Here is a 23,965-nt window from a genome sequence, read left to right on the forward strand (position 1 = left end):
GTCTCCCTGGGTCGAAGGGGCGGTTCGGGTCACGAGTCGTCGGCCGGAACGCCGAACTCGGCGTCGATGAGGTTCATCAGCTCCTCGCCGGACGCCGATTCGAGCTCGCCGGACGCCGCGGTGCCGTCGTCCTGGCCGAGCCGGGCGAGCAGGGTGTTCAGGCGCGCCCTGAGCGGTCCGCGGGACGCCTCGTCCAGCGGCAGTTCGCCGAGCAGCGCGGCGAGCCGGTCCAGTTCCCGCAGCGCGGCCGCGCCGGGGGCGGGGGCGGAGGCGGCCTGCTCGGAGGCGAGGCGGGCGGCCAGCGCCTCCGGGTTCGGGAAGTCGAACACCATCGTCGCGGGAAGCCGCAGTCCGGTGGCGGTGGCGAGCCGGTTGCGCAGCTCGACCGCGGCCAGCGAGTCGAAGCCGAGGTCGCTGAACGCCTTGCGCGGCGCGACCGCCTCGGCCGTCGGATGCCCCAGCACGGCGGCCGCCTCGTCGCGGACCAGCTCCAGGAGCCGTTTGGCGCGTTCGGCCGGGTCGAGGCCGGCGAAACCGGCCGGCCGGTCGGCGGTCCCGCCGCCGCCCGCCGGGAGGCGCGGCTCCGGGCGCGGCGCGGGGACGAGCGCGCGCAGCATCGCGGGCGGTTCCTCCGCGCGGCGGCGCAGCGCGGCCAGGTCGAGCCGTCCCGCCACGACCGACGGCGCGCCCAGCCCGACCGACCTGCCGAGCAGGTCGAGCCCGTCCCCGGCGGAGAGCGGCAGGAACCCGCCGCGCCCGATGCGGCGGCGGTCCACCTCGGACAGCCCGGCGGTCATGCCGGTGCGCACCTCCCACGGTCCCCACGCCACCGAGACGGCGGGAAGCCCGGCCGCGGCGCGGTGCTGGGAGAAGGCGTCGAGGAAGGCGTTGGCGGCGGCGTACCCGGCCTGGCCGGGCGCGCCGAACACGCCCGCGGCCGAGGAGTAGAGCACGAACGCGGACAGGTCGAGGTGCGCGGTCAGCTCGTGCAGCCGGACCGCGGCGTCGACCTTGGGCGCGAGCACGGCGTGCAGGCGGTCCGGGGTCAGCCCGGTGAGCAGGCCGTCGTCGACCGCCCCGGCCGTGTGCACGACCGTCCGCAGCGGGTGCTCGGCGGGGACCCGGTCCAGCAGCGCGGCGGCGGCGGCCGGATCGGCGAGGTCGCACGCGTGCAGCTCCACCTCGGCGCCCTGGGCACGCAGCTCCGCGACCAGGTCGTCCGCGCCGGGCGCGCCGGGTCCGCGCCTGCTGGTCAGCAGCAGACGGCGCGCCCCGTGCACGGCGACCAGGTCGCGCGCGAGCAGCGCACCGAGAGCACCGGTCGCGCCGGTGACCAGCACCGTTCCGGTGGTGTCCCACACCGGGCCGGCCTCCCCCGCCGCGGCCGGTGCCAGCCGGGGGGCCAGCAGCTCCCCGTCCCGCACGGCGAGTTCGGGTTCCGCGGTGGACAGGGCCGCGGCCGACGGCAGCACCGCGTCCAGATCGGCGGACGCGTCCAGGTCGAGGAGCGCGAACCGGCCGGGGTGCTCGGACCGCGCGGAGCGCACCAGGCCCCACAGCGGCGCGTGCGCCAGGTCGGGCACCGCCTCGCCGTCGCGGGCGGCGACCGCGCCGCGGGTCACCAGCAGCAGCCTGGACGAGGCGTAGCGATCGTCGGCCAGCCAGTCCTGGAGGAGGGCCAGGGCCTCCTCCGTGGCCCGCCGGGCCCCGACGGCGAGATCCGCCGGGCCGCCCTCGGAGGTCCGGTAGACGACCATGACCGGCCGGACCGGCCCGTCGCCGCCGAGGAACGCCCAGCCAGCGGGGGCGGCCGGTGGGGTGACCGCCTCCCAGGACAGGGCGAAGACCGCCTGCCCGGCGGCGGCCCCGGCCGGCCCGGTGCGGCCCGCGACGCGGCTCACCAGCGCGTCGATGGACGCGATGACCTGGCCGTGGCCGCCATAGACGGTGATGCTCTGCTCATCCGGTCCGGTCGGGAGGATGCGGGCCCGGATCCGGCGCGAACCGGCCGCGTGCGGCCGGACGCCTCGCCAGGTGAACGGGAGCAGCGGTGGGCGCTCCTCCCCCGCGTCCCCCGCGTCCTCTGCGGCGGCGGCCGCGCGGAGCACCGCGTCGAGAAGGGCCGGGTGCAGCCAGAATCCCCCGGCGTCGGCCGATTCGGGCAGCACCGCTTCGGCGAAGACCTCCGCGCCGCGCGACCAGACGGCGGTGAGCCCCTGGAACGCCGGGCCGTAGTCGTAGCCGGCCGCCGCCGCGCGCTCGTGGTAGCCGGCGACCGGAACCGGTTCGGCTCCGAGCGGCGGCCAGGCCTCCGGGTCGTCCTCGGCGATCCCGGCGGTCCCGGCCGGAACGGCGAGGACGCCGGTCGCCGCCCTGGCCCACGGCTGGTCGCCGACGCGGGTGTGGACCGTGAACCCGCGCCCCGCGGCCAGGCCGGGGGCCGCGACGGTGATCCGGAACTGGACGCCCTCCCCGGAGGGGACGGCGACGGGGGCCTCCAGGGTGAGTTCCTCCACCAGCGGATGGCCGAGCCGCTGCCCGGCCTGCACCGCCAGCTCGACGAGCACCGTGCCGGGCAGCAGGGCGGCGCCGTGGATGACGTGCTCGGCCAGCCAGGGCGTGGCCGCGGCGGACAGCAGCCCGCTGAACACGAACTCGCCGGTGCCCGGCAGCTCGACGCCCGCCCCGAGCAGCGGGTGGTCGACCCGGTCCAGGCCGAGGTCCGCCGCGTCGCCCGGCCGCGCCGCGGCGCGCAGCCAGTACCGCTGGTGCTGGAACGCGTAGGTCGGAAGGTCGATCCGGCTCCCGCCGGTGCCCGCGAAGAACGCCGGCCAGTCCACCGCGACACCGCGGGCGTGCAGCCGGGCCAGCGCGGCCAGCAGCGTCTCCGGTTCCGGCCGGTCCTTGCGCAGCGCCGGGACCGCGGCGGCGTCCTCGCCCAGGCTCTCGTGCACCATCGCCGACAGGGTCGCACCGGGCCCGAGCTCCAGGAACGTCACCTCCGGGGACACGGCCGCCGCGGCCGCGACGCCGTCGGCGAACCGCACGGTCGCGTGCGCCTGGCGGACCCAGTACTCCGGTGTGGCCATCTCGTCGGCCGCCACGGCCCGGCCGGTCACCGTCGACACGATCGGCAGCCGCGGCCGCTGGAACCGCAGCCCGGCGCAGACCTCGGCGAACTCCGCCAGCATCGGCTCCAGCAGCGGGGAGTGGAAGGCATGCGAGACGCGCAGCCGGCTGGTGCGCCGTCCCGCCAGGCGCCGCTCGGCCTCGGCGATGTCCTCGGCCGCACCGGACAGGACGACCGAGCCCGGCGCGTTGACCGCCGCGACGGCCGTCCGGCCGGTGAGCAGCGGCCGCACCTCGTCCTCGGTGGCCCGCACCGCCAGCATCGCGCCGCCGGGGGGAAGGTCCTGCATCAGCCGGCCGCGCGCGGCCACGAGCGCGGCGGCGTCCGGCAGCGACAGGACGCCGGCCACGTGCGCCGCCGCGATCTCGCCGATCGAGTGGCCGAGCAGGTGGTCCGGCCGGATGCCCCAGGACTCGACGAGCCGGAACAGCGCGACCTCGACGGCGAACAGCGCGGGCTGGGTGTAGCCGGTCAGCCCGAGCCGTTCGGGATCGGTGAACACCACCTCGCGCAGCGGCTTTTCCAGCAGCGGGTCGAACTGGGCGCACACCTCGTCGAAGGCGTCGGCGAAGGCGGGGAAGACCGCGTGCAGTTCCCGGCCCATGCCGGCGCGCTGCGTGCCCTGGCCGGGGAAGATCACAGCGAGCTTGCCGTCCACGGCGACGTCCTGGCACACACCGGCGGCGGACGCTCCTCCGGCGACCGCCGCGAGACCGTCGCGCAGGTCGTCCGCCGTGCGGCCGAAGACGACGGCCCGGTGCTCCAGATGGGCGCGCGTCGTGGCCAGGGAGAAGGCGGCATCGGCAGGTTCGGCGCCGTCCACGGCGGATCGGATCCGTAGCGCCTGTTCCCGCAGGGCCTCCGCTGAATGGCCGGACACCGGGAACGGCAGGACCGGCAGCTCCACGTCGGGGGGGCGCTCTTCCTCGCGTGCGGGAGGCTCGGGTGCCCGTTCGATGATCACGTGGGCGTTGGTCCCGCTGACCCCGAACGCCGAGATCCCGGCACGCCAAGGCCGGTCCACCTCGGGGAGCGGGCTGTTCACGTCGGCCAGTTGCACATCGCCTGTGGTCCAGTCCACATGCGGGGACGGCTCGTCCAGATGCAGCGACGCCGGGACGACACCCTCCCGCAGCGCCAGCACCATCTTGATCACACCGGCGACCCCGGCCGCCGCCTGCGTATGACCGATGTTCGACTTCACCGACCCCAGCAACACCGGACGCTCGCGATCCTGGCCATAGGTCGCCAGCACCGCCTGCGCCTCGATCGGATCACCCAGCACCGTCCCAGTGCCGTGCGCCTCCACCACGTCGACCTCACCGGCCGACAGGCCCGCGTTCGCCAGCGCCGCACCGATCACCCGCTGCTGCGACAAACCATTCGGCGCCGTCAACCCATTGGACGCACCGTCCTGGTTCACCGCGGAGCCGCGGACCACACCCAGGATCTGCCGGCCGTTGCGCTCGGCGTCCGACAACCGCTCCAGGAGCACCAGCCCGACACCCTCACCCCAGCCCGTGCCATCCGCACCCGCCGCGAACGGCTTGCACCGGCCATCCGCCGCCAACCCGCCCTGCCGGGAAAACTCCACGAACGCCGCAGGCGTCGACATCACCGTCACGCCGCCCGCCAGCGCCAGATCGCACTCCCCCGACCGCAACGACTGCACCGCCAGATGCAGGCCCACCAGCGACGACGAACACGCCGTGTCCACCGTCACCGCAGGACCTTCCAACCCGAACACGTACGACAGGCGACCCGACAAAACGCTGCCGACACTGCCGGTGAGCGCGTATCCGTCGGTCGCCGATGTCGAGTCGAGCAGGAGTGCGGCGTAGTCGTGCGTGGCGCCGCCCACGAACACCCCGGTCGGGCTGCCCTTCAGTGAGGACGGGTCGATCCCGGCCCGCTCGAACAGCTCCCACGACGTCTCCAGCAGCAGCCGCTGCTGCGGATCCATGGCCTGGGCCTCGCGCGGCGAGATCCCGAAGAACGCGGCGTCGAAGCCGCCCGCGTCGGTCAGGAAGGCTCCGTCGCGGACGTAGGAGGTGCCGGGGCGTCCACTGTCCGGGTCGTAGAGGCGGCCGAGGTTCCAGCCCCGGTCGCCGGGGAAGCCGCCGACGGTGTCCGCGCCCCGCTCGACCAGCCGCCACAGGTCCTCCGGGGAGTCGGCCCCGCCGGGGAACCGGCAGGCCATCGCCGTGATCACCACCGGGTCCTCGGCGGGCGCGGCGGTCGCCGGGAGCGCGGCGGGCGCGGCCGGCTCCGCGCCGAACAGCTCGGCCAGCAGCAGCGCGGCCACCGCCTCGGCGGTCGGGTGGTCGAAGGCCAGGGTCGCGGGCAGCCGCAGCCCGGTGGCCGACGCCAGGCGGGTGCGCAGCGCCATCGACGTCAGCGAGTCGAAGCCGAGGTCCTTGAACGGCCGGTTCGCGGCGACCGCGCCGGAGGAGGTGTGGCCGAGCACCTCGGCGGCCGCGTCGCGGACCAGGGCCAGCAGCGCGGTACGGCGCTCCGCGGCGGTGAGGGGCTCCAGTTCGCGCAGCAGCGCGGGCGCGTCGGCGCCCGTGTCGTCCGGCCGCGCCTGTGCCGCCCGCACGGCTTCGGAGATCTCGTCGAGCAGCGGGCGGTGCCGGGCCGAGTTGTAGATCGGGGCGAACCGGGGCCAGTCCATGTCGGTGACGGTCACGGCGGTCTCGTCCAGGCCGACCGCGGTGTCCATGGCCCGGATCGCCAGGTCGGCGGGCATGAGCCGGATGCCCAGCAGGCCGGCGGACGCGGCGGCCGCGTCGTCGACCATGCCGCCGCCGGCCCAGCCGCCCCACGCGATCGAGGTGGCGGTGTCACCGCGTTCGCGGCGGGCCTCGGCCAGCGCGTCCAGATGGGCGTTGGCCGCGGCGTAGGCGCCCTGCCGGGCGCTGCCCCAGACGGCGGCACCGGACGAGAACAGCACGAACGCGTCCAGCGGCCGTCCCGCGAGCAGCGCGTCGAGGTGGGTCGCGCCCGCGGCCTTCGCGGCCATGACCGCGGCGAACTCCTCGTCGGTGGTCTCGGCGAGCGGTGTCTCCTGCGGGACGCCGGCCGCGTGCACCACCGCGCTGAGGGGCCCGGCCGTGTCGAGCAGGCGCGCCAGCGCCTCCCGGTCGGCCACGTCGCAGGCGGCGATGGTGACCCGCGCGCCGAGCCCGGCCAGCTCGTCGCGCAGCTCGGCCGCGCCCGGCGCGTCCGGTCCGCGGCGGCTGAGCAGGACGAGGTGCTCGGCGCCGCCGCCGGCCAGCCGGCGGGCGACGTGCGCGCCGAGGCCGCCGGTGCCGCCGGTGATCAGGACGGTGCCGCGCGGGCGCCAGGTCCGGTCCGGGTCCGCCGCTCCGCCCGGAGCGGGGACCAGGCGGCGGACGAACGCCCCGGAACCGCGGAGGGCGATCTGGTCCTCGTCGCCCGCGGCGGTGAGCGCCCAGGCCAGCCGGTCGGCGCCACGCCGGTCGAGCTCGCCGGGAAGGTCGATGAGGCCGCCGAGCAGGGCGGGGAACTCCAGCCCGATCACCCGGCCGAGGCCCCAGAGCTGTGCCTGCGCCGGGTCGGGGGCGGCGTCGGAACGGCCGATGGACACCGCGCCCCTGGTCAGGCACCAGAGGCGCGGGCCGTCCCCGCGCCCGGCGAGCGCGGCGGCGAGGGCGGCGGTGGCGGTCAGGCCGGTGCCGAGCCACGGGTGCCGTTCGTGTCGGCGCTCGTCGGCGCCGAGCAGGGACAGCACGCCCGCGACGCCGGTGCCCGCGCTCTCCGCGAGCACGCCCTCGAACCCTCCGGGGTCGCGGGCGGGGTCGACGGTCAGGACGCGCGCCTCGGCGCCCCTCGCGGTGAGCGCGCCGGCCAGCGGCCCGGCGATGGCGGCGGCGCGGTCGCCGGGCGGCACCAGGATCAGCCAGGTCCCGGAGAGCGCGGCGTTCCCGGCGGGCGGCACGGGCCGCCAGTCGACCCGGTACCGCCATGCGTCCACGGTGGTCAGCTCGCCGTCCGCGCGGTGCCAGGCGGACAGCTCCGGCAGGATCGACCGCCATCCGTCGGCTTCGCCGGCCGGGCCGAGCGCGCCGGCCAGCGCGGCGGGGTCGGCGTCGTCGACCGCGGCCCAGAACCTCCGCTCGGCCCTGCTCTGCCCGGTGCCCGTCTCGGCGGGGGCCGCCGCGTCCGGTTCGAGCCAGTAGCGGCCGCCCTGGAAGGGATAGGTCGGCAGCGGGACGCGCCTGCCGGGCGTCTGGCCGCTCCAGTCGACGGGCACTCCGGCCACGTGGGCCTCGGCGAGCGCGGTCAGGAACCGCTCCGGGCCTCCTTCCAGCCTCCGCAGCGAGGTCAGCAGCAGCGGCTCCACGCCCGCGGTCTCCAGGGTCTCCTGGAGGGCCGGGCCGAGCGCGGGATGGGCGCTCACTTCGAGGAAGGCGGTGAAGCCCGCGTCCGCGAGGGCCGAGACCGCCCGCTCGAACAGCACCGGCTCGCGCGCGTTGCGGTACCAGTAGGCGGTGTCCATCTCGCCGGTGTCGATGGGCGCGCCGGTCACCGTGGAGAAGAAGGGGATCGCCGCGGTCCGCGGCGCGACCCCGGCGAGATCGGTGAACAGCCGCTCGCGCATCGTCTCGACCTGCGGCGAGTGGCCCGGCGCGTTGACGCCGGTCAGCCGCCTGGTCTGGACGCCGTCGGCGTCGAGTTCGGCCAGCAGCTCGTCCACGGCCTGCGCGTCCCCGGTCACCAGCACCGCGGCCGGGCCGTTCACCGCCGCGATCGTCACGCGGTCGCCGAAGCGGGCGGTCCGCTCGGCGGCGTCCTGCCGGGACAGCCGCAGCGACGCCATCGCGCCGCCGCCCGACAGCGCGGTCCACGCCTTGCCCCGCAGCGCCACGATGCGCGCGCCGTCCTCCAGGGACAGCGCGCCCACGACGCAGGCGGCGGCGATCTCCCCCTGCGAATGGCCGACCACGGCGGCGGGCCGGACGCCGAAGTGCTCCCACAGCCGCGCCAGGGACACCATGACGGCGAACAGCATGGGCTGGACGACATCGATGCGGTCCAGGTCGGCGGCGCCGGGTTCGCCGCGCAGGACCGCGGTCGGCGACCAGTCCACGAAGGCGCCCAGCGCCCGCGCGCACTCGTCGAACGCGGCGCGGAAGACCGGCGAGGAGTCGTACAGGCCGGCGGCCATCCCGGCCCACTGCGTGCCCTGGCCCGGGAACACGAAGACCGTGCCGGATCCGGCCCGTGCCCGGCCGCACACGACGGCGGGGCCGGTGCGTCCTTCGGCGAGGTCCGCGAGCCCGGCGCGCAGGCCCTGCCGATCGGTGCCGAGCACCACGGCGCGCTCCTCGAACGGCGTCCGCTCCGCGAGCGTGCGGGCCAGATCCGCGAGGTCCACCGCGGGATCGGCCGCGGCCTCGGCCAACCGTGCCGCCGCCGCCCGCAGCGCCGATTCGTCGCGAGCGCTGAGCGGCCACGGCGTGACCCCGGTGGCGAGCGGCCGTTCCGGGGCCGGCGGCTCGTCCGCCTCCGTTCCGGGCTCGGGCGCCTGCTCGACGATCACGTGCGCGTTGGTGCCGCTGACCCCGAACGCCGACACCCCGGCGCGCCGGGGCCGGTCCACCTCGGGCCAGGGGGTGTTCTCGGTCAGCAGCCGGACCGCACCGCCGTCCCAGTCGACCTGACCGGTCGGCCGGTCGATGTGCAGCGTGCGCGGGGCCAGCCCGTTGCGGACGGCCAGCACCATCTTGATGACGCCGGCGACCCCGGCCGCCGCCTGCGTGTGCCCGATGTTCGACTTGATGGAACCGAGCAGCAGGGGCCGGTCCGCCGGGCGGCCCTGCCCGTAGGTCCGCAGCAGCGCCCCGGCCTCGATGGGGTCGCCGAGCACGGTGCCCGTGCCGTGCCCCTCGGCGACGTCGACGTCCGCGGCCGACAGCCGGGCGTCGGCCAGCGCCGCCTCGATGACGGCCTGCTGCGTCCGGCCGTTCGGCGCGGTCAGGCCGTTGGAGGCGCCGTCCTGGTTGATCGCCGAGCCGCGCAGCACCGCCAGGACCGGGTGCCCGTTGCGCTCGGCCTCGCTCAGCAGCTCCAGCGCGAGCACCCCGACGCCCTCGCCCCAGCCGGTGCCGTCGGCGGACGCGGCGTAGGCGCGGCAGCGGCCGTCCTCGGCGAGCACCCGCTGGCGGCACATCTCGACCAGGAGCGCCGGGGTGGAGATGATCGTCGCGCCGCCGGCCAGCGCCAGGGTGCACTCGCGGTGGCGCAGCGACCGCGCCGCCAGGTGGATCGCGACCAGCGAGGACGAGCAGGCGGTGTCGATGGTCAGCGCCGGCCCCTCCAGGCCGAGCGTGTAGGCGATCCGGCCGGATCCGACGCTGCCCGCGTTGCCGGTGGTCAGGTGCCCTTCGACGCTCTCCGCGCCGCGGCCGGCGAGGGTGCGGTAGTCGCCGCCGGCCAGGCCGACGAACACTCCGGTGGGGCTGCCGCGCAGCGCCGCGGGGTCGATCCCGGTCCGCTCGACCGCCTCCCAGGAGGTCTCCAGCAGGAGCCGCTGCTGGGGGTCCATGGACACGGCCTCGCGCGGGCTGATGCCGAAGAAGGCCGCGTCGAACCGGTCGACGTCGTCGAGGAAGCCGCCGCCGCGCGTGTAGAGCGTGCCGGGCCGCGCCGGGTCGGGGTCGTACAGCGCCGCCAGGTCCCAGCCGCGGTCGGCGGGCAGCGGGGAGATCGCGTCCACGCCGTCGACGACCGTGCGCCACAGATCGTCCGGTGAACTCACCCCGCCGGGAAAGCGGCACGCCATTCCGACGATCGCGATCGGCTCGTGCGCACGCGATTCCAGCTCGGCCAGGCTGCGCCGAGTGCGATGCAGATCGGCTGCGACCCACCGCAGATTTTCCCGTAGCTCGACCTCGTTGGCCATCGACTCCGCTTTCTCATGACGTTTCAATGGCTTTGGCGGAACACCGCAAGTCTCGGCGGTTCACAGGTTATGGACGCGCCCACCCTTGCCGGCAACCCCTAGCCAACCCCAGACCGGTCAGGTGCCGCGCAGCTCCGTCCGGATGAAATCGAGCAGGTCATCGTCACTTCCCGTGGCCAGTTTCGCCAGCGCGGACGCCGGCTCCACGGCGTCGAACCGCGCGGCGAGCGCACGGAGCCTGGCCGCGACGGTCACCCGCAATTCTTCGTCGGCCACGGCCGCCAGCGACGATTCCAGCCTGGACAGTTGTCCGAGGACGGGTTCCGGTTCCGGATCGGCCGTTTCCGTCCCGCCGAGCCGCTCATGCAGGAATTCCGCGAGTGCGCTCGGATTCGGTTGTTCGAATGCGAGTGCCGGCGGCAGTTTCAGCCCGGTCTCCATGGTCAGCCTGTTCCGCAGTTCGATCGCGGCGAGCGAGTCGAACCCCAGATCGCGGAACGGGCGGGCGCCGTCGAGGGACGCGGGGGCGTTCGGTCCCAGCACCGCCGCCACCTGGGTGCGCACGAGGTCGCTCAGCATCCTTTCCCGCTCGCCGGGGGACGCCGCGTCGAACCGGTCCCGGAACGTGGACGCCGATGCCCGCCCGGACTCGGGCGCGGGCTCGGCGACGAGGTCGCGCAGCAGCAGGCCGGGCCTGCTCGCCCCCGCCGTCGCCTGGTAGCGCCGCCAGTCCATGTCGGCGACCAGGAGGAATGCCTCGTCCTGGGCGAGCGCCCGGCGCAGCGCGAGCAGCGCGGCGTCCGGATCGAGCTGGAAGACGCCCTGCACCTCGTCGACCTTGCGGAGCGCGCCCGCCATGCCCTCGCCCCGCCATGGCCCCCAGGCGATCGACGTCGCGGGCAGCCCGGCCGCCCGCCGGTGCGCCGCCAGCGCGTCGAGGAACGCGTTGCCGGGCGCGTAGTTCGCCTGTCCCAAGGCTCCGACGGTCGCGCCCGCCGACGAGAACAGCACGAACGCCGACAGGTCCAGGGACCGGGTCAGCTCGTGCAGGTGCCGCGCGCCGAGCAGCTTGGCCCGCAGCGCGCGGTCCATCTGCTCGACGGTCAGCGCGTCGGCCGCGGCGTCGTCCAGCGCGCCCGCCGCGTGCACGACCGTGGTCAGCGGGTGCTCGGCGGGGAGGCCGCCGATCAGGCGGGCGAGCGCGTCCCGGTCCGCGACGTCGCACGAGACGACCGTCACCCGCGCGCCCAGAGCGGTGAGCTCGGCCCGCAGCTCCCCCGCGCCCGGCGCGTCCAGGCCCTGCCTGCCGGCCAGCACCAGGTGCTCTGCCCCCTGTGCCGCGAGGTGGCGCGCCACGTGCGCGCCGAGCGCACCGGTGCCGCCGGTGATGAGGGTGGTCCCGCGCGGCCGCCACAACGGCGCCGCCGCCGGGGCGGGCGCCGGGAGCAGCCGCCGGGCCAGCACGCCGGCGTCCCGCACGGCGAGCTGGTCCTCGCCGCCGGGGGCCAGCACCGCGCGGACGGCGGCCGCCGCCGCGTCCGGCGTCACCTCCGCCGGGAGGTCGACCAGGCCGCCCCAGCGCTCCGGCTGTTCCAGGGCGAGGACGGCCCCGAGTCCCCAGACCGTCGCCTGCCGGGTGCCCGCGACCCGGTCCCCGGCGGCGGCCGCGACCGCGTCCTGGGTGAGGCACCACAGCGGTGCCCGCACTCCGCTCTCGCCGAGGGCCTGGACGAGCGTCACGGTGGCGCGCAGCCCCATCGGCACGGCGGGGCTTCCCGCCACTGGTTCCTCGGCCAGCGCGAGCAGCGAGAGCACGGCGGTGACGGAGCCGGGGATCCGCCGGAGCCGTTCGGCGAGGGCGGCGCGGTCATCGCCGCCGACGGCCAGCGGCACGGCCACCACGCTGGGCAGGTCCGCGAACAAAGCCGCGAGGCGTTCGGCCCGCGCGTCGCCCGCCGGGACCACGAGCAGGAACACGGCTTCCCGCGCCTCGGCGTCCGGGCCGGTGAACGGCGCCCAGGAGACCTGGTAGCAGTGCCGCCCGACGGCGCTCTCCAGCGCGTGCCTGCGCTGCCAGCGCGCCACGGCGGGCAGCACCTCGCGCAGCGGCTGCCCGGGGTCCACGTCCAGTTCGGCGGCGACAGCGTCGGCGTCGGCGCCGTGCACCAGCTCCCAGAAGCGCGCGTCGTTCCCGGCGGGCCCGGCGGGCCGTTTCGCCTCCAGCCAGTAGCGCCGGCGCTGGAAGGGGTAGGTCGGCAGATCCACCGGCCGCGACGGCCCGGTGAAGTACCGGCGCCAGTCGGTCCGCAGACCGTGGACGTGCAGCGCGGCGACGGCCCCCAGCAGCGTGGCGGTCTCCGGGCGCTCGCGGCGCAGGCCCGCCGCAGCGATCACCCCCTCGTCACCCCGGCCGCGCACCAGCGAGGTCAGCGAACCGTCCGGACCCAGTTCCAGGAAACCGGTCACCCCGGCATCGACGGCAGCGGACACGCCATCGGCGAACCGCACCGTCTCCCGCACATGCCGCACCCAATACTCGGCACTGCCTACTTCATCAGCCACGACCCCGCCGGTCACATTGGAAATCAACGTCAATTCCGGGCGACGAAACTCCACACCCTCGATCGCCCGCCCGAAATCGGCCAGCACCGGCTCCATCAAGAACGAATGAAAACCATGCCCGACCGGCAACCGCCGCACCCGGCGCCCGCGCTCCGCCACCCGATCCAGCACCGTGCCCACCGCACTCTCATCGCCGGAGACCACCACCGCCTCCGGCCCGTTCACCGCCGCGATCTCCACCCCGTCCACCAGCAACCCGCCCACCTCGGACTCCGACGCCTCCAACGCGGCCATCGCCCCAGGCCCTGCATCACCCATCAACCGGCCACGAGCCACCACCAAACCCACGGCATCCGACAAGTTGAAAACACCGGCGACATGCGCAGCAACGATCTCCCCCAACGAATGACCCATCACCGCGTCGACCTCGACGCCCCACGAACACACCAAACGAAACAACGCCACTTCAAACGCGAACAAACCAAGCTGGGCAGACAACGTCCCAGTCACATCACCTCCCCCCTCGAACACCGCATCCCGCAACGAACAACCGATCAACGCATCCGCGACCCCGCACACCTCATCAAAAGCCTCACGAAAGACGTCGAACGCCTCATATAGTTCTCGCCCCATCCCCACACGTTCCGACCCCTGACCTGAGAACACCACCGCCAGCCGGCCGCCGCTCCGGGCCGTGCCGGTCGTCACGTTCGCCGCCGCCGTGCCGTCCGCCAGGGCCGCGAGACCTGCGAGCAGTTCGTCGTGTCCCGCCGCGACCACCACCGCCCGCCGCTCCAGCGCCGCCCGCGCCGACACCAGCGAGCGCGCCACATCCCCGAGTGCGACGTCCGGGCGCTGCTCCAGGAAGTCCCGCAACCGTGCGGCCTGGGCGCGCACCGCCTCGTCGGACTTCGCCGACACGAGGAACGGAAGGGCGGCGTCCTCGGTGGATCCCGCCGAGGCGCCGCGGGACTCCTCGGGTGCCTGTTCGACGATGACGTGGGCGTTGGTCCCGCTGACCCCGAACGCCGAGATCCCGGCACGCCAGGGCCGCTTCACCTCGGGCAGCGGGCTGTTCACGTCGGTGAGCTGGACGTTGCCCGTGGTCCAGTCCACGTGCGGGGACGGGTCGTCCAGATGCAGCGACGCCGGAACGACACCGTGCCGCAGCGCCAGCACCATCTTGATCACACCGGCGACCCCGGCCGCCGCCTGCGTGTGACCGATGTTCGACTTCACCGACCCCAGCAACACCGGACGGTCGCGCTCCTGGCCATAGGTCGCCAAGACCGCCTGCGCCTCGATCGGATCGCCGAGAGTCGTCCCGGTGCCGTGCGCCTCCACCACGTCCACGTCACCGGCCGACAGGCCCGCGCTCGCCAGCGCCGCACCGATCACCCGCTGCTGCGACAGACCATTCGGTGCCGTCAAACCGTTGGACGCACCGTCCTGATTCACCGCCGTGCCGCGCACGATCCCCAGGATCCGATGGCCGTTGCGCTCGGCGTCCGACAAACGCTCCAGCAGCACCAACCCCGCACCTTCGCCCCAGCCCGTGCCATCCGCGCCCGCCGCGAACGGCTTGCAGCGCCCATCCGCCGCCAACCCGCCCTGCCGGGAAAACTCCACGAACGCGGCGGGCGTCGCCATCACCGTCACGCCGCCCGCCAGCGCCAGATCGCACTCACCCGACCGCAACGACTGCACCGCAAGATGCAGGCCCACCAGCGACGACGAACACGCCGTGTCCACCGTCACCGCAGGCCCCACCAACCCGAACACATACGACAGGCGACCTGACAGGACGCTGCCGACACTGCCGGTGAGGGTGTATCCGGTGGCGGATTCCGGGATGTCGGCGTCCGATCCCGCGTAGTCCCGCCCGGACATGCCGGCGAAGACCCCGGTCCGGCTGCCCTTCAGCGAGGACGGGTCGATCCCGGCCCGCTCGAACAGCTCCCACGACGTCTCCAGCAGCAGCCGCTGCTGCGGATCCATCACCAGGGCCTCGTCCGGCGAGATCCCGAACAGCCCGGCGTCGAAGCCGCCCGCGTCGTCGAGGAAGCCGCCCCTGTGGGCGACCGACGTGCCCGGCTCGAAGAGCCCGCTCACGTCCCAGCCCCGGTCGGTGGGGAACCCGGTGATGGCGTCGGTGCCGGTGGACACCAGACGCCACAGGTCCTCGGGCGAGCCGGCACCGCCCGGAAAGTGGCACGCCATGGACACGATCGCGATGGGCTCCCCGGTCGCGGCACGGCGTCCGGGGTCGTCCGCCCGCCCGTCCCGGCCGGTGAGCCCGGCGTCCACGTGCTTCACCAGCTCGGCCGGGGTCGGGTGGTCGAACACCAGCGTGACCGGCAGGTCCATTCCGATGGCGGCGGCCAGGCGCTTGCGGAAGTCCACCGCGGTGAGGGATTCGAATCCCATGTCCTTGAACGCCTGGTCCACGGGGATGTCCGCCGGTGACGCGTGGCCGAGCACGTCCGCGGCCTGCCTGCGGACGAGGTCGAGCAACCGTGCCCGGCGTTCGCCGCCGGTGAGGCCCTGCCACTGCGACGGGATCGCCGCCGGGTCGGTGTCGCCCTCGTCGGGGACGGGCATGGCGGGGACGGGTGCGCCCGCCCGGCCGATCCAGTAGGCGTCGCGCTGGAAGGCGTAGGTCGGCAGGTCGATCCGGCGGCCGGCGGGAATGGGCCAGGTCACGGGCAGCCCGGCCGTCCAGGCTTCGGCGAGCGCGCGCAGCAGGCGGCCGTGCCCGCCGTCGTCGCGGCGCAGCGTCGCGAGCACGGTCGCGGCGGTGCCGGACGCCTCGCCCGTGCTCTCCAGGCTCAGGCTGAGGACGGGGTGGGCGCTGACCTCCACGAACCGGCGGTGGCCTCCGTCCAGCAGGGCCCGCGTCGCGTCGTGGAAGCGGACCTTGCCGCGCAGGTTGCGGATCCAGTAACCGCCGTCCAGCTCCCCCGCGCTCACCCAGTCGGCGGTGACGGACGACATCATCGGCACGGCCCCGGCGCCGGACAACGGGAGCCCGCCCAGGACGTCGCGCAGTTCCTCCAGAACGGCGTCCACCTGGACGGAGTGCGACGCGTAGTCCACGTCGATCCAGCGCGCCCGGATCTGGCGTTCCCCGCACGCGGCCACGAAGCCGGCCAGGGCGGTGCGCTCGCCGGCGACCACGACCGCGTTCGGGCCGTTCACGGCCGCCACCGAGAGCCCCGGATGGTCGGCGAGCATCGTCTCGGCCTCGTGTTCCGGCAGCGCGGCGGACACCATGCCGCCCACACCGGACAGCACCCGTCCCACGACGCGGCTGCGCTCCAGCACGACGCGGGCGCCCGCCTCCAGGCTGAGCCAGCCGCCCACCACCGCCGCGGCGACCTCACCCTGCGAGTGGCCGACGACCGCGTCCGGCGTGATCCCGCACGACTCCCACACCGCGGCCAGGGACACCATCACGGCGAACGTCGCGGGCTGCACGACGTCGACCCGGCTCAGCGCGTCGGCGTCGTCCAGGGCGTCGATCAGCGACCAGCCGGTCAGGGGGTCCAGCACCTCCGCGCACTCGGCCATGCGGGCCGCGAACACCGGTGTCGAGGCCAGCAGGCCGCGTCCCATGCCGGTCCACTGCGAGCCCTGCCCGGGGAACACGAACACCGTCCTGCCACCACCGCCGCGGGCCACGCCCCCGATCGCCCCGCCGCCGGGCTCGCCGGCGGCGATGTCCGCGAGGCCGGACAGCAGCTCCTCCCGGTCCTCCGCGACGACCACGGCGCGGTGGTCCAGCGCGGCCCGGGACGTCACGAGCGACCAGGACAGGTCCCGCATCCCGACCCCGGGGTCGGCCAGCAGGAACTCCCGCAGCCGCGCCGACTGCGCCCGCAGCGCCGCGGCCGAGTTCCCCGACACCGGGAACGGCGAGACCCGCGGGTCCCCGACGGGCTCCGGGGCCGGATCCTGGTCCGTGTCCGGCGGCGCCTGCTCCACGATCACGTGCGCGTTCGTCCCGCTCACCCCGAAGGACGACACCCCGGCCCGCCACGGCCGGTCCAGCGCGGGCAGCTCGCGCGCCCCGGCCGCCAGCTCGACGGCACCGCCGGACCAGTCCACGCGCGGGGTCGGCTCGGCCGCGTGCAGCGACGCCGGGACCACGCCGTGCCGCAGGGCGAGCAGCATCTTGATCACACCGGCGACCCCGGCGGCCGCCTGGGTGTGCCCGATGTTCGACTTGATCGATCCGAGCAGCAGCGGCCGCGGGCGGCCCTGGCCGTAGGTCGCCAGCAGCGCCTCCGCCTCGATCGGGTCGCCGAGCCGGGTGCCGGTGCCGTGCGCCTCGACCACGTCCACGTCGGCGGCGGACAGCCCGGCGCCGGCCAGCGCCGCCCGGATCACCCGCCGCTGCGCCACCCCGTTCGGCGCGGTCAGGCCGTTGGACGCGCCGTCCTGGTTGACCGCGGACCCCCGGATGAGGCCGAGGATCGGCCGCCCGTGGCGTTCGGCGGCCGAGAGCCGCTCCAGCAGCAGCAGGCCGATGCCCTCGCCCCAGCCGGTGCCGTCCGCGGCGGCCGCGAACGGCTTGCAGCGGCCGTCCTCCGCCAGGCCGCCCTGCCGGGAGAACTCCACGAACGCGGCGGGCGTCGACATCACCGTCACCCCGCCCGCCAGCGCCAGATCGCATTCCCCCGCCCGCAGCGCCTGCGCGGCCAGATGCACCCCGACCAGGGACGCCGAGCACGCCGTGTCGACGGTCACCGCGGGACCTTGGAGGCCGAACACGTACGCGGCGCGGCCGGACAGGACGCTGCCGGCGCTGCCGATCACCGCGTGCGGGTTCGCCGCGCCGGCCTCCCGGGTCAGGTCGCGGTAGTCCTGGCCGTTGGTGCCGATGAAGAGCCCGGTGCGGCCGCCCTTGACCGACAGCGGGTCGATCCCCGCCCGTTCGAACGTCTCCCACGCGGTCTCCAGCAGGATCCGCTGCTGCGGGTCCATGGCCAGGGCCTCGCGCGGGGAGATCCCGAACAGCGCGGCGTCGAACCCCGCGGCGTCGCGGAGGAACCCGCCCACGTCCGTGTGGCTGGTGCCCGGTCGCGACCGGGACGGGTCGTGGACCTCGTCGACGTCCCAGCGGTCGGCGGGGAACCCGGTGAGCGCGTCGGTCCCGTCGACGAGCAGGTCCCACAGGTCCTCCGGTGAGGACACGCCGCCCGGCAGGCGGCATCCCATCGCGACGACGGCGATCGGCTCGGTGCGTTCGGACTCGACGTCGTGGAGCCGCCGCCGGGTCCGCTGGAGCTCGGCGGTGACCTTCTTCAGATACTCGACGATCTTGTCCTGGTTCTCCACTAGCCCAGCTCTCCGAACTCGCGATCGATGAAGTCGAGCACCTCGGCCGCCGACGTCGTGGCGAGGATCTCCTGCTCCGGCGGCCCGTCCGGCCCGGGACCGGACCGTTCGCGCGCCAGCCCGTGCGCCAGGGCGCGGAGCCGCGCGGAGATCTCCGGGTAGGACTCGTCGGCCGTGCCGACGGCGGCCAGGTCCGCCTCGATGCCGACGATCCCGCGCAGCACGCGCGCGGCCGCCGTCTCCTCCGGCGCCAGCCGGTCCGCCAGGTACTCGGCCAGCGCGGCGGCCGACGGGTAGTCGAACACCAGGCCGCCGGGCAGCACGAGGCCGGTGCGCGCGGCGAGCCGGTTCCGCAGTTCGACCGCGGTCAGGGAGTCGAAGCCCAGCTCGGCGAACGGCCGGTCCTCCCGGATCGCGCCGGGGTCGGTGTGGACGAGGACGGCCGCGACGCTCTCCCGCACGAGGTCGACCACGGCCGGGAGCCGCCGTTCGGGGGGCATCGCTGCCAGCCGCTCCGCGAACGGCTCCGCCGGGCGGGGCGCGGGCCCGGCGGCGTCGCCGAGCAGCGCGCGGAAGACCGGCGGGACGGCGTCGCCGGGCCGGGCCGGGGACGGCCGGAGCGGCACGAGGTACGGCAGCCCCGAGCTGAGGGCCGCGTCGAACAGCGCCGTGCCCTGGGTCTCGGTGAGCGTCTGCGCGCCGAGCCGCGCGAGCCTGCGCAGCTGGACATCGTCGAGCGTGCCGGTCATGCCGCCCGACCCCGTCCACGGCCCCCAGGCCAGCGCGGTCGCGGGCAGCCCCGCGGCGTGGCGGTGCCGGGCCAGCGCGTCGAGGAACGCGTTGGCCACCAGGTAGTTGCCCTGGCCGGGCACGCCGATGGCGGCGGCGGCCGAGGAGAACAGCACGAACAGTTCGAGGTCGAGGTCGCGGGTCAGCTCGTGCAGGTGCCAGGCGGCGTCGGCCTTGGGGCGCAGCACTCGGTCCAGCCGGTCCGGGTGGAGCGCCTGGACGGTCCCGTCGTCCAGCACGCCCGCCACGTGGACGACACCCGTCAGGGGGTGTTCGCCTGGGATCGCCGCGAGCAGCTCTGCCAGCGCGGACCTGTCGCCGACGTCGCAGCGGGCGAATTCGACGTCGGCGCCCAGTTCGCGCAGGTCGGCCTCCAAACGGGCGGCGTCCGGGGCGTCCCTGCCCGTCCTGCTCGCCAGCAGCAGCCGCCGGGCCCCGCGGTGGGCGGCCAGGTGCCGGGCGATGATCCGGCCAAGGCCGCCGGTGGCGCCGGTGACCAGGACCGTGCCCCGCGGGTCGAGCGGCGTCGGATCCTGCGGCGCCGTCGCCGGCGCGCGGACCAGGCGGCGTGCGTGCGGGCGCCCGTCCCGGACGGCGATCTCGGGTTCGCCGGTGGCCAGCGCCTCGGCCAGCCCCGCGCCGGTGAGCGGCCGCCCGTCGGGGACCAGCAGCACGAACCGTCCCGGGTGCTCGGCCTGCGCGGCGCGCACCAGCCCCCGGACGGCGGTGCCGATCATGTCGGCCGGGCCGGGGCCGGGGTCCGGGACGACCAGTGCCAGGGCGGTGCCCGCGAGCCGGGGCTCGTCCAGCAGCGCCTGGATCAGGGCGAGCGCCTGCCCGGCGGCCGCGCGCACTCCCGCCGGGACGTCGTCGTGCGCGCCGGGGGCGATGTGGGCGAGCACGGCGTCGGGCCGGGGGAGGCCGTCCGCGATGGCATCGGCCAGTTTCGCCAGGTCCGGGAAGGTCTCGATGACCGGCCCGGCCGCCGGGGACGGATCGCCGACGGCGACGAGGTGGCGCGGCGAACCGGGGCTCTCCTCGGCCTGCACCGGGACCCAGTCGGTGGTGAGCAGTGCCTCCCGCACGATCGCGCCGGGATCGGGCGCGGCCGGTCGCGCCGGGGACGGCCAGTAGCGGCGGTGCTGGAAGGCGTAGGTCGGCAGTTCGACCGAGCGCGGTGCGCCGGGGAGATGGCGCGTCCAGTCGACCGGGACACCGCGGGTGTACTGGGCGGCGACGGCGTCCAGCAGCGTGGCGGCCTCCGGCCGGCCGCGCCGCTGAGCCGCGGTGGCGACCACCCCGCCAGGCACGACACCCTGCACCAGTGAGGTCAGCGAGCCGTCCGGACCCAATTCCAGGAAACCGGTCACCCCGGTAGCGAGTGCAGCGGTCACACCGTCGGCGAACCGCACCGTCTCCCGCACATGCCGCACCCAATACTCAGCACCGCATACCTCATCAGCCACGGCCCCACCGGTCACGTTCGAGATCAATTCCAGATCCGGCCGGCGGAACTCCACACCCTCGATCGCCCGCCCGAACTCCTCCAACATCGACTCCATCAAGAACGAATGGAAACCATGGCCGACCGGCAACCGCCGCACCCGGTGTCCCCGTTCCGCCACCCGCTCCACCACTCGACCCACGGCGTCCTCATCACCGGAGACCACCACCGCCTCCGGCCCGTTGACCGCCGCGATCTCCGCACCGGCCACCAGCAAGCCGCCTACTTCCGACTCCGACGCACCCACCGCGGCCATCACCCCAGGCGCCGCACCCTCCATCAACCGCCCACGCGCCACCACCAGACGCACCGCGTCCACCACGTCGAAGACACCGGCCACGTGCGCGGCGACGATCTCCCCCAAGGAATGGCCCAACACCACATCAACGTGAACACCCCACGAACGCACCAGACGAAACAACGCCACCTCGAAAGCGAACAGCCCGAGCTGGGCGAACAACGTCCCATCACCGGCACCGTCGAACACCGCATCCCGCAACGAGCAACCGATCAGCCCATCCGCGACCCCGCACACCTCATCGAAAGCCTCGCGAAAGACATCGAAAGCCTCATACAGCTCCCGCCCCATCCCCACGCGCTCCGACCCCTGCCCCGAGAACACCACCGCCAGCCGGGCATCGCGGACCGCCGGGGACGTGGCGCCGATCCGGTCGAGTCCGGCCAGCAGCTCGCCGCGGGTCGCGGCCACCACCACCGCGCGGTGCTCCAGCTCCGCGCGTGCCGACGCCAGCGTCCACGCCACGTCGGCCTGGCCGAGGGAGGGGCGGTCGGCGAGGAACTCGCGCAGCCGCGCCGCCTGCGCGCGCAGCGCCTCGTCCGACTTGCCGGAGACGACGAACGCCAGCGGCAGGCCGTCCGCGGAAGGCGTCGCGGGTTCGGCGGGCGGGGCCGGGGACGCCTGTTCGATGGTCACGTGCGCGTTGGTGCCGCTGATCCCGAACGACGACACGGCGGCCCGCCAGGGGCGGTCGAGCGCGGGCAGCGGCCGCGGCCCGGTGACCACCTCGACGGCGCCGCCGGTCCAGTCCACGTGCGGCGTCGGCTCGTCCACGTGCAGCGACGCCGGGACCACACCGTGCCGCAGGGCGAGGACCATCTTGATCACGCCGGCGACCCCGGCGGCCGCCTGGGTGTGCCCGATGTTCGACTTCAGCGAGCCGAGCAGCACCGGCCGCTCGCGCTCGTCCTGCCCGTAGGTGGCGAGCAGCGCCTGCGCCTCGATGGGGTCGCCGAGCACGGTCCCGGTGCCGTGCGCCTCGACCACGTCCACGTCGGCGGCGGACAGCCCGGCGCCCGCCAGCGCCGACCGGATCACCCGCTGCTGCGACAACCCGTTCGGTGCCGTCAGGCCGTTGGACGCGCCGTCCTGGTTGACGGCGGAGCCGCGCAGGATCCCCAGGATCCGCCTGCCGTTGCGCACGGCGTCGGGGAGGCGTTCGAGCAGCACCAGGCCGGCGCCCTCGGCCCATCCGGTGCCGTCGGCGGCGGCCGCGAACGGCTTGCAGCGGCCGTCGCCCGACAGGCCGCCCTGCCGGGCGAACTCCATGAACGCGGCGGGCGTCGCCATCACCGTCACCCCGCCCGCCAACGCCAGATCGCACTCACCCGACCGCAGCGACTGCGCCGCCAGATGCAGGCCCACCAGCGACGACGAACACGCCGTGTCCACCGTCACCGCGGGCCCTTCCAGGCCGAACACGTAGGCGACACGGCCGGACAGCACGCTCCCGGAGCCGCCGGTGAGCGCGTAGCCGGACGGCTCGTCGCCGGTCGTGTGGGTCAGCGCCGCCCAGTCCTGGCTGTTGCCCCCGGCGAACACGCCGGTCTGGCTGCCGCGCAGGGAGAGCGGGTCGATGCCGGCCCGCTCGAACAGTTCCCAGGAGGTCTCCAGCAGCAGCCGCTGCTGCGGGTCCATCGCCGCCGCCTCGCGCGGCGAGATCCCGAACAGCTCCGCGTCGAAACCGGCCGCGTCCGCGAGGAAGCCGCCGCGCGCCGCCCGCCCGAGGTCCGGCACGTCCCACCCGCGATCGGCGGGGAAGTCGCCGATCGCGTCCCGTCCGTCGGACAGCATCTCCCACAGACCGTCCGGAGAGGTGACCCCGCCGGGCAGCCGGCACGCCATACCCACGATCGCGATCTGCTCGCCCTCCGCGCGCGCCCGCACGGCGCCGGGCGCCGCCCGTGCGCCGGACACCCGCGCGTCCAGGTACTCCGCGACCGCGCGCGGCGTCGGATGGTCGAAGACCAGCGTGGCCGGGATCTCCATCCCGGTGGCCGTGGCGAGGCGGTTGCGCAGTTCCACGGACATCAGGGAGTCGAAGCCGAGGTCTTTGAAGGACCGGGAGCCGTCGACCGCGTCGGCGGAGGTGTAGGCGAGCGTCGCACTCGTCTCGGCCAGGACCGCCGCGCCGATCGCGGCGCGGCGGGCGGGCTCGGGCAGGCCGGACATCTCCTGCCGCCAGGCGGCGGCGCCTTCGTCCGCGCCGGGGTCGCGGCGCGCGGCGCGGGCCTCGGGCAGGTCGCCGATCAGGGGGCTCGGGCGGGAGCTGGTGAAGGCCGCGGCGAAACGCTCCCAGTCGATGTCGGCGACCACGAGGTGCGCGGCGTCCGCGCCGAGCACCCGGTGCAGCACGCCGAGCGCGAGGCCGGGGTCCATGGCGCGCAGGCCGTTACGGGCCAGGGCCGCGTCCAGGTCCCCCTGCGCGATCATCCCGTCGCCGGCCCAGCTTCCCCAGTCCACGCAGGTGGCGGGCAGGCCCCGCGCGCGCCGCCGCGCGGCCAGGCCGTCCAGGTGGGCGTTGCCGGCGGCGTAGGCGCCCTGCGTCCCGCCGCCCCAGGCCGCCGCGCCCGACGAGAACAGCACGAACCGTTCGAGCGGGCGGCCGGCGGTCAGTTCGTCCAGGTGCCGCGCCCCGGCGACCTTGGCGGCGGTCGCCGCGGCCAGGCCACCGGCGGTCAGCTCGTCCAGCGCGCCGAACTCCGCCACGCCCGCGGCGTGCAGGACGGCGGTCAGCTCGGGCAGGTCTGCCAGCACCCCGGCCACGGCCGCGCGATCGGCGACGTCGCAGGCCACGACGGTCACGGCGGCACCGGTCTCCTCCAGCTCCGCGGTCAGGGCCGCGGCCCCCGGGGCGGCCGGGCCGCGACGGCTCAGCAGCACGACGTGCCCGGCGCCGCAGCGGACGGCCCAGCGCGCCAGATGCGCGCCCAGGCCGCCGGTGCCGCCGGTGATGAGCACCGTCCCGGACGGCTGCCAGGCGGGTTCGGCCGCGGGCGGCACGGCCCGGACGAGGCGGCGGGCCAGGACTCCGGTGCCGCGGATCGCGACCTGGTCCTCGCCACCCGCGCCACCCAGCACGCCGCCCAGTGCGCGCAGGTCCCGCTCGCCGGGCTCGGCGGGCAGGTCGGCCAGTCCGCCCCAGCGGCGCGGGTGTTCGAGGGCGGCCACGCGGCCCAGACCCCAACTCTGGGTCTGGGCCGGGTTGACCTCGGTGTCGTCCGGGCCGGTCGCGACCGCCCCGGACGTCACGCACCACAGCGGCGCCTCGACGCCCGCGTCCCCCCAGCGCCTGGAGCACCGCGAGCGTCCCGGCCAGACCTCGGGGCACGGCGCCGTGGGCGGGGTGCGGGCGCTCGTCCATGGCCAGCAGGGACACGACCCCGTCCACCGCGGGCAGGGCGCGCAGCCGCT

3 protein-coding genes are annotated in these 23,965 nt (G+C 75.5%); all 3 read right to left on the reverse strand.

From position 1 onward, the window contains the following. Nucleotides 1–29: 29 nt before the first annotated feature. The 3 genes from ACZ466_RS00625 to ACZ466_RS00635 all read right to left on the reverse strand — a co-directional run bounded on the left by ACZ466_RS00625 (nucleotide 30) and on the right by ACZ466_RS00635 (nucleotide 23,722). Nucleotides 30–10,058 carry a type I polyketide synthase gene (locus ACZ466_RS00625; protein WP_464042624.1) on the reverse strand — a complete coding sequence of 3,343 codons (10,029 nt, stop codon included), beginning with the start codon at nucleotides 10,056–10,058 and terminating at the stop codon, nucleotides 30–32. A gap of 117 nt (nucleotides 10,059–10,175) precedes the next feature. Further along, nucleotides 10,176–17,960 (reverse strand): type I polyketide synthase, encoded by a 7,785-nt coding sequence (locus tag ACZ466_RS00630; protein WP_464042626.1) that lies wholly within the window; start codon nucleotides 17,958–17,960, stop codon nucleotides 10,176–10,178. Then, a complete protein-coding gene (locus ACZ466_RS00635; protein WP_464042628.1) occupies nucleotides 17,960–23,722 on the reverse strand; it encodes an SDR family NAD(P)-dependent oxidoreductase in 5,763 nt (1,920 codons plus the stop codon). The genes ACZ466_RS00630 and ACZ466_RS00635 overlap by 1 nt, the downstream gene beginning before the upstream one ends. Nucleotides 23,723–23,965 lie beyond the last annotated feature (243 nt).

It is taken from the genome of Actinomadura rugatobispora (genome assembly GCF_055379765.1).

Excerpts from the sequence above, each read along its gene's own strand:
- ACZ466_RS00625 (WP_464042624.1), bottom strand. The coding sequence starts at position 10,058 with ATGGCCAACGAGGTCGAGCTACGGGAAAATCTGCGGTGGGTCGCAGCC.